Annotated in this window: 14 protein-coding genes; 6 read left to right on the forward strand and 8 right to left on the reverse strand. The window is 68.4% G+C overall.

The features are described from left to right. The coding region (locus VML93_RS29385; protein ID WP_325615904.1) for an SDR family oxidoreductase at positions 1 to 660 on the forward strand (660 nt) is incomplete at its 5' end. A gap of 137 nt (positions 661 to 797) precedes the next feature. Beyond that, on the forward strand, positions 798 to 4,262 hold the full coding sequence (gene car / locus VML93_RS29390) for a carboxylic acid reductase (RefSeq protein WP_325615906.1): 3,465 nt from the start codon (positions 798 to 800) through the stop codon (positions 4,260 to 4,262). An 87-nt stretch (positions 4,263 to 4,349) separates the two neighbouring features. On the opposite strand, the gene VML93_RS29395 is transcribed toward car, so the two are convergent. The 5 genes from VML93_RS29395 to ruvC all read right to left on the reverse strand — a co-directional run bounded on the left by VML93_RS29395 (position 4,350) and on the right by ruvC (position 7,754). Next, complete coding sequence (locus VML93_RS29395; RefSeq protein WP_325615908.1) at positions 4,350 to 5,033, reverse strand: hypothetical protein; 684 nt, start codon at positions 5,031 to 5,033, stop codon at positions 4,350 to 4,352. Between the two features lie 132 nt (positions 5,034 to 5,165). Beyond that, positions 5,166 to 5,552 (reverse strand): DUF1304 domain-containing protein, encoded by a 387-nt coding sequence (locus VML93_RS29400; protein WP_325615910.1) that lies wholly within the window; start codon positions 5,550 to 5,552, stop codon positions 5,166 to 5,168. A 17-nt stretch (positions 5,553 to 5,569) separates the two neighbouring features. Then, complete coding sequence (gene ruvB / locus VML93_RS29405; protein ID WP_325615912.1) at positions 5,570 to 6,616, reverse strand: Holliday junction branch migration DNA helicase RuvB; 1,047 nt, start codon at positions 6,614 to 6,616, stop codon at positions 5,570 to 5,572. Continuing rightward, complete coding sequence (gene ruvA, locus VML93_RS29410; protein WP_325615914.1) at positions 6,613 to 7,203, reverse strand: Holliday junction branch migration protein RuvA; 591 nt, start codon at positions 7,201 to 7,203, stop codon at positions 6,613 to 6,615. The genes ruvB and ruvA overlap by 4 nt, the downstream gene beginning before the upstream one ends. Beyond that, complete coding sequence (ruvC, locus tag VML93_RS29415) at positions 7,200 to 7,754, reverse strand: crossover junction endodeoxyribonuclease RuvC (RefSeq protein ID WP_325615916.1); 555 nt, start codon at positions 7,752 to 7,754, stop codon at positions 7,200 to 7,202. Before ruvC ends, ruvA begins: the two co-directional genes overlap by 4 nt. A gap of 132 nt (positions 7,755 to 7,886) precedes the next feature. Between ruvC and VML93_RS29420 the strand changes: the two genes are divergently transcribed. Genes VML93_RS29420 through VML93_RS29435 form a run of 4 tightly spaced genes read left to right on the forward strand, consistent with a single transcriptional unit; the run spans position 7,887 to position 11,069 of the window. Then, positions 7,887 to 8,501, forward strand: a complete 615-nt coding sequence (locus VML93_RS29420; protein ID WP_325615918.1) for a DUF4178 domain-containing protein — start codon at positions 7,887 to 7,889, stop codon at positions 8,499 to 8,501. Positions 8,502 to 8,516: 15 nt separating this feature from the next. Next, positions 8,517 to 9,023 carry a DUF2617 family protein gene (locus VML93_RS29425; RefSeq protein WP_325615920.1) on the forward strand — a complete coding sequence of 169 codons (507 nt, stop codon included), beginning with the start codon at positions 8,517 to 8,519 and terminating at the stop codon, positions 9,021 to 9,023. Further along, positions 9,020 to 9,451: a DUF4247 domain-containing protein gene (locus VML93_RS29430; RefSeq protein WP_325615922.1), complete on the forward strand. Its 432-nt coding sequence runs from the start codon at positions 9,020 to 9,022 to the stop codon at positions 9,449 to 9,451. The genes VML93_RS29425 and VML93_RS29430 overlap by 4 nt, the downstream gene beginning before the upstream one ends. Before the next feature lie 16 nt (positions 9,452 to 9,467). Beyond that, entirely contained in the window at positions 9,468 to 11,069 is a 1,602-nt protein-coding gene (locus tag VML93_RS29435) for a polyamine aminopropyltransferase (protein ID WP_325615923.1), read from the forward strand. A gap of 4 nt (positions 11,070 to 11,073) precedes the next feature. Here the strand turns inward: VML93_RS29435 and VML93_RS29440 are convergent, their stop codons facing one another. The 3 genes from VML93_RS29440 to tesB all read right to left on the reverse strand — a co-directional run. Then, positions 11,074 to 11,829 carry a YebC/PmpR family DNA-binding transcriptional regulator gene (locus VML93_RS29440; protein ID WP_325615925.1) on the reverse strand — a complete coding sequence of 252 codons (756 nt, stop codon included), beginning with the start codon at positions 11,827 to 11,829 and terminating at the stop codon, positions 11,074 to 11,076. Positions 11,830 to 11,942: 113 nt separating this feature from the next. Then, complete coding sequence (gene pdxT, locus VML93_RS29445; protein WP_325615927.1) at positions 11,943 to 12,539, reverse strand: pyridoxal 5'-phosphate synthase glutaminase subunit PdxT; 597 nt, start codon at positions 12,537 to 12,539, stop codon at positions 11,943 to 11,945. Continuing rightward, a partial coding sequence (tesB, locus tag VML93_RS29450) for an acyl-CoA thioesterase II (protein ID WP_325615929.1) occupies positions 12,536 to 13,306 on the reverse strand: 771 nt, incomplete at its 5' end. The genes pdxT and tesB, both read right to left, overlap by 4 nt.

Here is a 13,306-nt window from a genome sequence, read left to right on the forward strand (position 1 = left end):
TACGGCAACAGCAAGTGGGCCGGCGAGGTGCTGCTGCGCGAGGCCCACGACCTGTGCGGCCTGCCGGTGGCGGTGTTCCGCTGCGACATGATCCTGGCCGACACCACCTGGGCGGGTCAGCTCAACGTCCCCGACATGTTCACCCGGATGATGCTGAGCCTGGTCGCCACCGGGATCGCGCCCGCCTCGTTCTACGAGCTGGACGCCGAGGGCAGCCGGCAGCGTGCCCACTACGACGGTCTGCCGGTCGAGTTCATCGCCGAGGCCATTTCGGTGCTGGGCGCCCGGACCGACGACGGATTCCAGACCTATCACGTGATGAACCCGTACGACGACGGCATCGGGATGGACGAGTTCGTCGACTGGCTCATCGAAGACGGCAATGCGATTCAGCGGATCGCCGACTACGGCGAATGGCTGCAACGGTTCGAGACCACCCTGCGTGGCCTGCCCGAGAAGCAGCGCAACAGTTCGCTGCTGCCGCTGCTGCACAACTACCAGAAGCCGGAGAAGCCGATCAACGGGTCAATGGCCCCGACCGACCGGTTCCGTGCGGCGGTCCAGGACGCGAAAGTGGGTCCGGACAAAGACATTCCGCACATCTCGGCGCCGATCATCGCCAAGTACGTCAGCGATCTGCGCCTGCTCGGCCTGTTGTAACGAGCAGCCGTAAGCCATCTCACACCGCGTAAGTGGCGGCCGTCACACAGATATTTAGTTACTTTTGCTAACGTTCTATTTGTCAGCGCAATGTCGCGCCGCATGACTACCCTCCCAGCCACACAAGGGGAACTGCTATGTCAACCACCACCCGCATCGAGGACCTCTACGCCACCGACTCACAGTTCGCCGCAGCCAGGCCCAGTAACGCCGTCACCCAGGCACTCGCGCAGCCCGGGCTGGGACTGCACCAGATCATCCGCATCGTCATGGAGGGTTACGCCGACCGGCCGGCGGTCGGCCAGCGCGCGGTGTCGTTCGTCGCGGACGGCGGGCGCACCACGATGGAGTTGCTGCCGGGCTTCGAGACCATCACTTACGGCGAATTGTGGGACCGCACCAACGCCTTCGCCGCCGCGTTGAGCACCGATGTCCAGCCCGGCGACCGGGTCTGCGTGCTCGGGTTCACCAGCGTCGACTACACCACCATTGACATCGCATTGACCCTGCTGGGCGCGGTATCGGTGCCGCTGCAGACCAGCGCGGCGGCCGCCCAACTGCGGCCCATCGTCACAGAGACCGAGCCGGCGCTGATCGCCGCGAGCATCGACAACCTCGCCGACGCTGTCGAGTTGGTGCTCACCGGTCACGCGCCGGCGCGGTTGGTAGCGTTCGACTACCACCCCGAGGTCGACGCGCACCGCGAAGCACTCGCCGCCGCCCGCGCGCGCCTCGCCGACACGACGGTGATCGTCGAGACCCTCGCCGACGTGCTCGAGCGCGGCAAGGCCCGGCCGCCCGTCGCCGAGCAGTCCGGTGACGCACTGTCGCTGCTGATCTACACCTCCGGCAGCACCGGCGCACCCAAGGGCGCCACATACCCCGCGAGCCGGGTGACGAACTTCTGGCGCAAGCACAACGCCTGGTTCCAGACCGACGGCGAGCCATCGATCACCCTCAACTTCATGCCGATGAGCCACGTCATGGGCCGTCAGGTGCTGTTCGGGACGCTGTGCAACGGCGGCACCGCCTACTTCGTGGCCAAGAGCGACCTCTCGACGCTGTTCGAGGACCTCGCGCTGGTACGTCCCACCGAGCTGAACTTCGTGCCGCGCGTCTGGGACATGCTGTTCGAGCAGTTCCAGAGCGAGGTGGACCGGCGCTCCTCCGCCGACGCCGACCGCGAGACGGTGGAAACGCAGGTCATGGCCGAGCTGCGCGAGGACCTGCTCGGTGGCCGGTTCGTCGCTGCGCTGACCGGATCGGCGCCGATCTCGGCCGAGATGAAGGCGTGGGTCGAATCCTTGCTCGGCTTCCATATGTTCGAGGGCTACGGCTCCACCGAGGCCGGCACGGTGCTTGTCGACGGCCACATCCGGCGGCCCACGGTGATCGACTACAAGCTGGTCGACGTGCCCGACCTGGGCTACTTCCTGACCGACCAGCCGCATCCCCGCGGCGAGTTGCTGGTCAAGACGCAAAGCCTGTTCCCCGGCTACTACAAGCGCCCGGAGACCACCGCCGGCGTGTTCGACGAGGACGGCTTCTACCGCACCGGCGACGTGATGGCCGAAGTGGGCCCGGAGCAGTTCGTCTACCTCGACCGGCGCAACAACGTGCTGAAGCTGTCCCAGGGCGAGTTCGTCACCGTGTCCAAGCTGGAGGCGGTGTTCGGCAACAGCCCAGTGGTCGGCCAGATCTTCGTCTACGGCAACAGCGCCCGCGCGTATCTGCTTGCGGTCGTCGTCCCCACCGCCGAAGTGCTGGCGCGCTTCACCGAAGCTTCCGCGCTGAAGCGGGCGCTCGGCGAGTCGCTGCAGGAGGTCGCGAGGGCGGCCGGACTGCAGGCCTACGAGATTCCGCGCGACTTCATCGTCGAGACCACGCCGTGGACGCTGGAGAACGGCATGCTCACCGGCATCCGCAAGCTGGCCCGGCCGCAGCTGAAGCAGCACTACGGCGACCGTCTGGAGCAGCTCTACACCGACCTCGCCCACAACCAGGCCGACGAGCTGCGCGCACTGCGCCAAAGTGGCGCCGACGCGCCGGTGCTGCAGACGCTGCTGCGCGCGGTGGGTGCGCTGCTGGGCGCCGAGGCCGCCGACCTGCGGCCCGACGCCCACTTCACCGACCTGGGTGGCGACTCCCTGTCGGCGCTGTCCTTCGCCAACCTGCTGCACGAGATCTTCGACGTCGACGTGCCGGTGGGTGTCATCGTCAGCCCGGCCAGCAACCTGCAGGACCTGGCCGACTACATCGAGGCCGAGCGCCAGCCTGGTTCCAAGCGGCCGACCTTTGCCTCGGTGCACGGACGGGACGCCGTCGAGGTGCACGCCAGTGACCTCACGCTGGACAAGTTCATCGACGCCAAGACGCTGGCCGAGGCCCCGAACCTGCCCGCTGCCGGCGCCCACGTGCGCACCGTCCTGCTGACCGGCGCCACCGGCTTCCTGGGCCGCTACCTGGCGCTGGAATGGCTGGAGCGGATGTCCCTGGTCGACGGCAAGGTCATCTGCCTGGTGCGGGCCAAGTCAGAGGCGGAGGCGCGGGCCCGGCTGGACAAGACCTTCGAGAGCGGCGACCCGAAGCTGCTGGCGCACTACCAGCAGTTGGCCGCCGACCACCTCGAGGTGCTCGCCGGCGACAAGGGCGAAGCCGACCTCGGCCTGGACCGGGTCACCTGGCAGCGGCTGGCCGACACGGTCGATGTGATCGTCGACCCCGCCGCCCTGGTCAACCACGTGCTGCCCTACAGCCAGCTGTTCGGCCCCAACGCGCTGGGCACCGCCGAGCTGATCCGCTTGGCGCTCACCAGCAAGCAGAAGCCCTTCACCTACACCTCGACGATCGCCGTCGGTGACCAGATCCCGTCGGCGCAGTACGACGAGGACGGGGACATCCGGGTGATCAGCGCCGACCGCAAGGTCGACGAGAGCTACGCCAACGGCTATGCGAACAGCAAGTGGGCCGGCGAGGTGCTGCTGCGCGAGGCCCACGACCTGTGCGGCCTGCCGGTGGCGGTGTTCCGCTGCGACATGATCCTGGCCGACACCACCTGGGCGGGTCAGCTCAACGTGCCGGACATGTTCACCCGAATGATGCTGAGCCTGGTCGCCACCGGCGTCGCGCCTGGTTCCTTCTACGACGCCGACGGCAACCGCCCGCGCGCGCACTACGACGGTCTGCCGGTCGAGTTCGTCGCCGAGGCTATTTCGGTGCTGGGCGCGCAGGGCGGGGAAGGGTTCCAGACCTACCACGTGATGAACCCCTACGACGACGGCATCGGTTTCGACGAGTTCGTCGACTGGCTGATCGAAGACGGCAACGCGATCCAGCGGATCGCGGACTACGGCCAGTGGTTGCAGCGGTTCGAGACTTCGCTGCGCGCCCTGCCCGAGAAGCAGCGCCACGCCTCGTTGCTGCCGCTGCTGCACAACTACCAGAAGCCGTCAACGCCGGTGCGCGGGTCGATCGCGCCCACCGACAGGTTCCGCGCGGCTGTGCAGGAGGCGAAAATCGGTCCGGACAAGGACATTCCGCACATCTCGGCGCCGATCGTCGCCAAGTACGTCAGCGACCTCCGCTTGCTCGGATTGTTGTAAGGCCCACCAGGCGCAAAAGCACCCGACGCCATGCGTGCTGCAGGTGCGTTTGCGTTCCCCCGCCAAGCGGGAGGTGACCAGCCCGCGCTAGGTCTGCGGGTCCGACCGCCCAGCCATCGCCTTTTCGCGGTGGCGCCGGAAGCCCATCTTGATCTTGTGATGCGGCTCGGTTTCGACCCGCGGCGTGGTGACCGCATCCGTTGACGGCTCGCGCGCCGGCTCTTCCAAGCCCGAGTAATTCGGTTCGCCGGCCGGCACAGCCGGGGCGGGCTTGACGGCCTCGACGGGACGCACGTCGCGTGCCAGTCGAACGGCCAAGCGCGCCAGGACGACGCCGCCCAGGAAGACCATCAGCGCACCGAGCCCGGAGAAGTACGCGATCTCGAGCACCGCCCGCTTGCGGTCGGTGAATGCGACCGGATCGCCGACGGACCCGAGGTGCAACATCGGGGCGAATGCACCGCCGACGACGAACCAGGCACCGGCAAGGGTAGCCAACCAGCCGCCGAGCATCGCGTTCGCGCGATTCTTGGAGATGATCAGCAGCACGCCACCCGCTATGGCGATGGCTCCAGGTAACACTTCGAGCCAGCCCCGGGCCGCCGTCCACGTCCATGCCTGGTCGGGCGTGTAGGCAAAGTGGAAGAGCGGACCGATGAATGGAATCAGCGCGCCCCAGGCACCCAAAACAATCAAGATAAATCCGGTCACCGCGCCTCGGGAGCGTGGCATGCGCAGCCGACCCGGACGGTTTGTTTCACCATGTTTCATGACATCTCCTCATTCGATACTTGAGTGGGTACCCGAACAGGGCCGAGTCAAAGCGGTGAGGAGCACCTGAAACGCGCCTTCGGATGCGGCTGTCGGTGCTGAAGAGACTGAAGTGGCTAATGTGACAAAGTGTTATGTTACCAGGGCGGATGCGACCAGCACGATGGCGATCGCCGGAAACAGCCCCTGCACAAACGCGGCCCGGGCCTTGTCCCGCGCCGAGAGCAGCAGCACGACCGCCGCCAATGCCATGGATCCGACGCCGGCGAAAATGAGCGCGGCCCCAACCGCCTTGTCCCCCATGGCAACCGCGGCAATGCCGATGCCGGTCACGATCGCCAGAAACAAGTTGTAGAAGCCTTGGTTGAGCGCGAGCAGCTTGGTGGTCTCGGCTTCCTCGGGGGTGGTGCCGAACGTGGCACGAGTGCGCGGCGACGTCCACGTCAGCGACTCCATCGTCCAGATGTACACGTGCACGAGCGCGGCCAGTCCGGCGAATACCAACCCGGCGATCAGCATGGCTACTCCTCTTGTGACTACTCGAACAGCCCCGGCTGACCGAGCCGTGTGACCCCGGCCGGCGGAATCATGCCCAGGTGGGTCCACGCCTGCGCGGTGGCCACCCGGCCACGAGGGGTACGGGCGACCATACCGGCCCGGACCAGAAACGGCTCGCACACCTCCTCGACGGTCGCGGCCTCCTCCCCGACCGCCACTGCCAGCGTCGAAACCCCGACCGGGCCGCCGCCGAAATTGCGGGTCAGCGCCGACAGCACCGCCCGGTCCAGCCGGTCCAGGCCGAGCTCGTCGACGTCGTAGACCGCCAGCGCGGACTTGGCGACGTCACGGGTGATCACGCCGTCGGCGCGCACCTCGGCGAAGTCACGCACCCGGCGCAGCAGCCGGTTGGCGATCCGCGGTGTTCCGCGGGAGCGCCGGGCGATCTCCGCGCCGGCCTCGACGCCCAGCTCGATGCCCAGAATTCCGGCGGAGCGGGCCAGCACCCGTTCCAATTCGGCCGGCTCGTAGAAATCCATGTGCGCGGTGAAGCCGAACCGGTCGCGCAGCGGGCCGGTCAGTGCGCCGGACCGGGTGGTGGCGCCGACCAGGGTGAATGGTGCGACCTCCAGCGGAATCGACGTCGCCCCAGGGCCTTTGCCGACGATCACGTCGACGCGGAAGTCCTCCATCGCCAGGTAGAGCATCTCCTCGGCGGGCCGGGCAATGCGGTGAATCTCGTCGATGAACAGCACGTCGTGCTCGATCAGGTTGGACAGCATCGCGGCCAGGTCGCCGGCGCGTTCCAGCGCGGGCCCGGACGTCACCCGCAGCGAGGAACCGAGCTCGGCGGCGATGATCATGGCCAGCGACGTCTTGCCCAACCCCGGCGGGCCGGACAGCAGGATGTGATCCGGTGTGCCGCCGCGGTTCTTGGCCCCCTCGATGACCAGCTGCAACTGCTCGCGCACCCGCGGCTGGCCGATGAACTCCCGCAGCGACCGGGGCCGCAGGCTGCCGTCGATGTCCCCTTCCCCGACGGTCAGTGCCGGAGATACTTCACGCTCAGCAACGTCGTCGCTCATCGGGCCTTACCCAGCAGCGACAGGGCCGCGCGCAGCGCGGTCGACGTGGTGGCACCGTGATCGGCGGCCAGCACCTTGTCGGTGGCGTCCTCGGCTTGCTTGGCCGCAAAACCCAGCCCGACCAGTGCCTCCACCACCGGGCTGCGCACCGCGTTGCCGTTCACCAGGGGGGCTCCCACAACCGCGAAGACGCCCATCTTGTCGCGCAGTTCCACCACCATGCGTTCGGCGCCGCGTTTGCCGATCCCGGGCACCCGGGTCAGCGCGGCGACGTCGCCGTCGGCCAGCGCCCGCCGCAGCGCGGCGGCGTCGTGCACGGACAGCGTCGCCATCGCCAGCCGCGGCCCGACGCCCGTGACCGACAGCAGCGTCAGGAACAGGTCGCGGGTCTCGTTGTCGCAGAACCCGTACAGCGTCTGGGAGTCCTCGCGCACGATCATCGCGGTGATCAGCCGAGCCTCGGTCCCCTGCCGCAGCGTCGCCAGCGTCGACGGCGTCGCGTTCACCCGGTAGCCCACACCGCCGGCCTCGATCACCACGTGGTCGAGCGCCACCTCGAGCACCTCGCCGCGCACCGAGGCGATCATCGGGCGGCCTTCAGCTTGCTCAGGTAGGCGTGCCGGTGCTGTGCGGCCAGCGCTTCGGCTGCGGCCATCCGGGCGATCATCGGCGCCCTCCAGCAGTGGCAGATCGCCAGGGCCAGCGCGTCCGCCGCGTCGGCTGGGGCCGGTTTGGCTTGCAACGCAAGGATTTTGGTGACCATCGCGGTGACCTGGGCCTTGTCGGCAGCGCCGTTGCCGGTGACCGCGGCCTTGACCTCGCTGGGGGTGTGGAAGTGCACGTCGATGTCGCGTTTGGCCGCCGCGAGCGCGATCACGCCGCCGGCTTGGGCGGTACCCATCACCGTGGACACATTGTGCTGGGAGAACACCCGTTCAATGGCCAGCACGTCGGGATGATGGGTGTCCAGCCAGTGTTCGACGGCATCGCTGATGCTCAACAGCCGCCTGGACAGCGGCGCGTCCGACGGCGTGCGGACCACATCGACATCCAGCGCGACGACGTGACGACCGCGCCCACTCTCGACGACGGATAGCCCGCACCGCGTCAGCCCGGGATCGACGCCCATCACGCGCATCGCACGCTCCCCACTAAGTAGTACGAACAGCTGTTCGATACCCTAGCGGCCGGCACCGACAGCCGCGAGCAGGACACGCGGTCCGGGCCTGCACTTTGCTGTTAGCTTTAACCCCACTACGGAAGGATCCGCGTGGGAACAGTGCTGGTCGTGCTCGCCGCGGTGCTGTTCATCGCGGCCGTCGCCGTGCTGGTGGTGGCGTTTCGGCGGCCCAGGCGACCAGCCGCGCGCGACGGGCGCCAGGATCCGCTCTCCTTCAACGCGATGCCGCAATTCGGGCCGCGGCAGCTGGGCCCGGGCGCCATCGTCAGCTATGGCGGCGTCGATTATGTGGTCCGCGGGTCGGTCACCTATCGTCAAGGCCCGTTCGTGTGGTGGGAGCACCTGATCGAGGGTGGCGAGAAGCCGATCTGGCTGAGTGTCGAGGACGACGACGGGCGCCTCGAGCTGGCGATGTGGGTGACCCGAAAGGACCTCGGCACCTTGCAGCCCCGCGGCGATCACGTGGTCGACGGGGTGACGTTCCGCGAGTCCGAGCGCGGTCGCGCGGGCTACACCACCGAAGGCACCACGGGCCTGCCGGCCGGCGGTGAGATGGACTTCGTCGACTATGCCGACGCCGGCGAGACGGAGCTGTTGTCGTTCGAGCGCTGGGCGCCCGGGATGCCGTGGGAGGTATCGACCGGCAAGTCCGTGCTGACCGGTGAGCTGACGGTCTACCCCGCGCCCCCGCCGTCGGCTGGCTGAATTCGAGGACCGCCAGTGCCGCTACATCAGCTCGCCGTGCTTCCGGCGGACGTGTCCGGGACGAGGCTCCGGCTGGCACTCAACGCGCCCGCGCCGCGGCCACTGGCCAGCTGTCGACTGGACCACCCCAACGGCAGTGCGCTGTTGCTCGGAGTCCTCGGCGCATCGCATGTCGTCATGGTCGGGCACCCGGAATGCCTTTTCTCCGAGCAGGTTTCCTGCACCGTGAGCGGCGGCGGCGGCCTGCCCGAGCACACCGACGCGCCCGGCTATTCCCTGCAAGCCCGTACCGATACGCACGACGAGGCGACGCTCCGGCGGCTGGCCGCCGGACTCCGCGACCATTGCGCGACCGAAACCGGCTGGCTCGGCGGGATGTTCCCCGGCGATGACGCAGCGCTCACCGCGCTGGCCGCCGAGCCCGACGGCAGCGGCTGGCGCTGGCAGACGTGGCACTTGTATCCCTTCGGCTCTGGCTCCGGCGGCACCGTCGTGCACACGGCGAGTCACTGGCGCCCATGAGCCGCAACCGGCTGTTTTTGGTTGCCGGCGGGCTGGCCGCCGCCGCCACCGCGTCACTGATTTTCGGAATCATGTTGCTGCAGAAGAACATCGCTTCCTACATTGCGTCGCACTATCACGAGTACTCGCGCGACGCGAACGGAACCCGCTACGCCTGCAACGGATCTCCCGCGCAGGTCGCCGACACGCTCGACGACTATCTGGAGCCCGAAGCAGACGCCGTCAGCGGCAAAAACCACTACCTGCGCTACGCCAACAACATCGTGATCGTGGGCCCCGACGGTAAGTACCCGTGCAGCATCCGCCTGGAAAACCTGAATGCGGGCTACAGCCACGGAGCGTTCGTCTTCCTGGGGCCCGGGTTCACGCCCGGGTCGCCGGCGCACGGCTCGGGAGGCCGCCCGGGCGGCCCCGGCGGGACCAAGTAGGACTGATGCGCGCGACATGACATCGACTGACGAGCAGCGGGATTCAGCCGCCCCAACGACCCAGCCGGCCCGGTCCACCGAGCCGTCGCGGTGGTGGCGGGCGGTGCTGCTGGCGGCGGTGGCGGCGTGCGCGGCCTGCGGCATCATCTACGAACTCGCGCTGCTGACCCTGTCTTCCAGCCTGAACGGCGGCACCATTGTCGCCACCTCACTGATCGTGGCCGGCTACATCGCCGCGCTGGGCGCCGGCGCGTTGCTGGTCAAACCGCTGCTGGGGCGGGCGGCCATCACCTTCATCGCCGTCGAGGCACTGCTCGGCATCATCGGCGGCCTGTCCGCGACCGCGCTGTACGTCGCGTTCGCGTTCCTGGACGGGTCGACGTGGGTGCTGGCCGTGAGCACGGCATTGGTCGGCGGGCTGGTCGGCGCCGAGGTGCCGCTGCTGATGACGCTGCTGCAGCGGGGACGCACCGCCAGGGCAACCGATACCGGCCGCACGCTGGCCGACCTCAACGCGGCCGACTACCTCGGCGCGCTTATCGGCGGGCTCACCTGGCCGTTCGTCCTGCTGCCGCAGCTGGGGATGATCCGCGGTGCGGCGGTCACCGGCATCGTCAACCTGGTGGCGGCGGGGATCGTGTCGATCTTCCTGTTGCGCCGCGTCGTTGGCGCCCGGCAGCTGGCGACGGCGCTGTGCGCGTTGGCCGCCGCGCTCGCGGTGCTGGTCACACTGCTGGTGCGAGCCCACGATATCGAGACCACCAGCCGGCAACGGCTCTACGCCGACCCGATCGTCGCCTACCGGCACAGCGCCTACCAGGAAATCGTGGTGACCCGGCGCGGCAACGACACGCGGCTCTACCTGGACGGTGGCCTGCAGTTCTCCACCCGCGACGAATACCGCTACACCGAAAGCCTGGTCTACCCGGCGCTGGGCAACGGCGCACGCTCGGTGCTGGTGCTGGGTGGCGGCGACGGTTTAGCGGCCCGAGAGCTGTTGCACCAGAACGATATTCAGCAGATCGTGCAGGTGGAGCTCGATCCCGCCGTCATCGAAATCGCCCGCACCACGCTGCACGACGCCAACGGCGGCGCGCTGGACAACCCGCGGGTGCACGTCGTGGTCGACGACGCGATGAGCTGGCTGCGGGTCCCCCACCCCGAACTGCGCCCACCGGGCGGCTTCGGCGCGGTCATCGTCGATCTTCCCGACCCCGACACACCGGTGCTGGGCCGGCTGTATTCAGCCGAGTTCTACACGCTGGTCGCGCACGCGCTGGCACCCGACGGACTGGTGGTCGTGCAGGCCGGCAGCCCGTTTTCGACGCCGACGGCGTTCTGGCGCACGGTCTCGACGATCCGGTCCGCCGGGTACGCGGTCACGCCGTATCACGTCCACGTGCCGACGTTCGGTGACTGGGGATTCTCGCTGGCGCGACACGGCGGCACCGCTCCCACCCCTACCGTGCCGGGCGGTTCCCCGTCGCTGCGCTACCTCAACCAGCGGGTGCTGGACGCCGCGACCGTGTTCTCCGACGACATCCGGCCGCGGCCGTTAGAGCCCTCGACACTGGACAACCTGCGCATCGTCGAGGACATGCGGCACGGATACGAGTAGGCACTCACTCTTCGTCGAGCGCGGCCAGCACCTCGTCGGACAGGTCGACGTTGGTGTAGACGTTCTGCACGTCGTCGCTGTCCTCCAGCGCGTCGACGAGCTTGAACACCTTGCGGGCGCCGTCGATGTCGACGGGCACGCTCACCGACGGCTGAAAGCTCGCCTCGGCTGAGTCGTAGTCGATGCCGGCGTCCACCAACGCGGTCCGTACCGCCACGAGGTCGCCGGGTTCGGAGATGACCTCGAAGCTGTCGCCCAGGTCGTTGACGTCCTCGGCACCGGCGTCCAGCACGGCCATCAGCACGTCGTCCTCGGTCAGGCCGTTCTTCTCCAGGGTGACGACGCCCTTGCGGGAGAAGAGGTAGGCCACCGACCCCGGGTCGGCCATGGCGCCGCCGTTGCGCGTCATCGCGACCCGGACCTCGCTGGCCGCACGGTTGCGATTGTCGGTCAGGCACTCGATCAGCACCGCGACACCGTTGGGTGCGTAGCCCTCGTAGGTGATGGTCTGCCAGTCCGCGCCACCGGCTTCCTCACCGGCACCCCGCTTGCGGGCGCGCTCGATGTTGTCGTTGGGCACCGAGGTCTTCTTCGCCTTCTGGATGGCGTCGTAGAGCGTCGGATTGCCCGCCGGGTCACCACCGCCGGTACGGGCGGCGACCTCGATGTTCTTGATCAGCCGCGCGAACTCCTTGCCACGCCGCGCGTCTTTGACGGCCTTCTGGTGCTTAGTGGTGGCCCACTTGGAATGGCCGCTCATGTCGTCCTATCTCGTTTCCTACGTATTTCTTGGCTAGACGAGTCTACGTGGCCGCCGCCCACCGGTTGGCCGACCGCTCCCCGTCCGACCCACAATCCCCAGGCGTCACAGCGCTAGCTCCGGCCTGTGACCATATCGACGAACAACCGGTGGATTCGACGATCGCCGGTCATCTCCGGGTGAAACGCCGTCGCCAGCATCTGGCCCTGGCGGACCGCGACGATGTGGCCGCCGGCCCGGGCCAGCACCTGTACACCGTCGCCGGCCCGCTCGACCCAGGGCGCGCGGATGAACACCGCCCGGACCGGGTCGTCCAGGCCCGCGAACGCGACATCGCCCTCGAACGAGTCCACTTGGCGCCCAAAAGCGTTGCGCCGCACAGTCATATCGATCGCGCCCAGTGGCAGCGCCTCACGGCCGTTGGCCCCGGCATCCAGGATCTCGCTGGCCAGCAGGATCATCCCGGCGCACGAGCCGTAGGCCGGAAGCCCGTCGGCCAGCCGCGCCCGCAACGGCTCCAGCAGGCCGACGTCGACCAGCAGGTGGCTCATGGTGGTTGATTCCCCGCCCGGAATGACCAGCGCGTCCACCGCGTCCAGCTCGCTGCGGCGCCGCACCGTCATCGCGTCGGCTCCGCATTCGCGTAGCGCGGCGAGGTGCTCGCGGGTGTCGCCCTGCAGCGCCAGGACGCCGACCCTGGGCGCGTTCACTTCGGGTCGGGCTGGTAATCGCGCTTGTAGCGGGTCAGCCCCTCCTGCATGACCGCCGCGACCAACTCACCGCGCCGGGTGAAGATCTTGCCCTGGGTGAGCGCGCGACCACCGCCGGCCGACGGCGAGGACTGGTCGTAGAGCAGCCACTCGTCGGCGCGGAAGGGCCGCATGAACCACATGGCGTGGTCCAGCGACGCCACCTGCAGGTGCGGGCGCTCCTGCAGGTGCGTGACCTGCGCCGATCCCAACAGCGTGAGGTCGCTCATGTAGGCCAGCGCGCAAATGTGCAGCACCTGGTCGTCGGGCAGCGGGTCGCGGTGGCGAAACCACACCTGCTGCTGGGAGGCTTTGCCCGGCAGATGCTGCAGCTGATCCTGTGGCACGATCCGGACGTCCCATTCCTCGAACTGCTTGAATCCGGCGTCGTCGAACACCCGGACCGACTGCAGCCCGGGCAGGCCGTCGGGCGGTGGGGCGGCCGGCATGGCGTCCTGGTGGGTGATGCCGTCCTGGTGGGTCTGAAACGACGCCGCCATCCCGAAAATGACTTCGCCGTGCTGGACGGCGTTGACCCGCCTGGTGGCAAACGATCCGCCATCGCGGGTGCGCTCGACCAGAAACACCGTGCGTTCCTGGGCATCTCCGGGCCGCAGGAAGTAGCCGTGCAGCGAGTGGACCTGGTAGCGCGGGTCGACGGTGCGCACCGCCGACACCAGCGACTGGCCCGCCACGTGACCGCCGAACGTGCGCTGCAGAAAACCCGA

Origin of the sequence: Mycobacterium sp. (genome assembly GCF_035499775.1) — a bacterium.
GTDB lineage: Bacteria > Actinomycetota > Actinomycetes > Mycobacteriales > Mycobacteriaceae > Mycobacterium.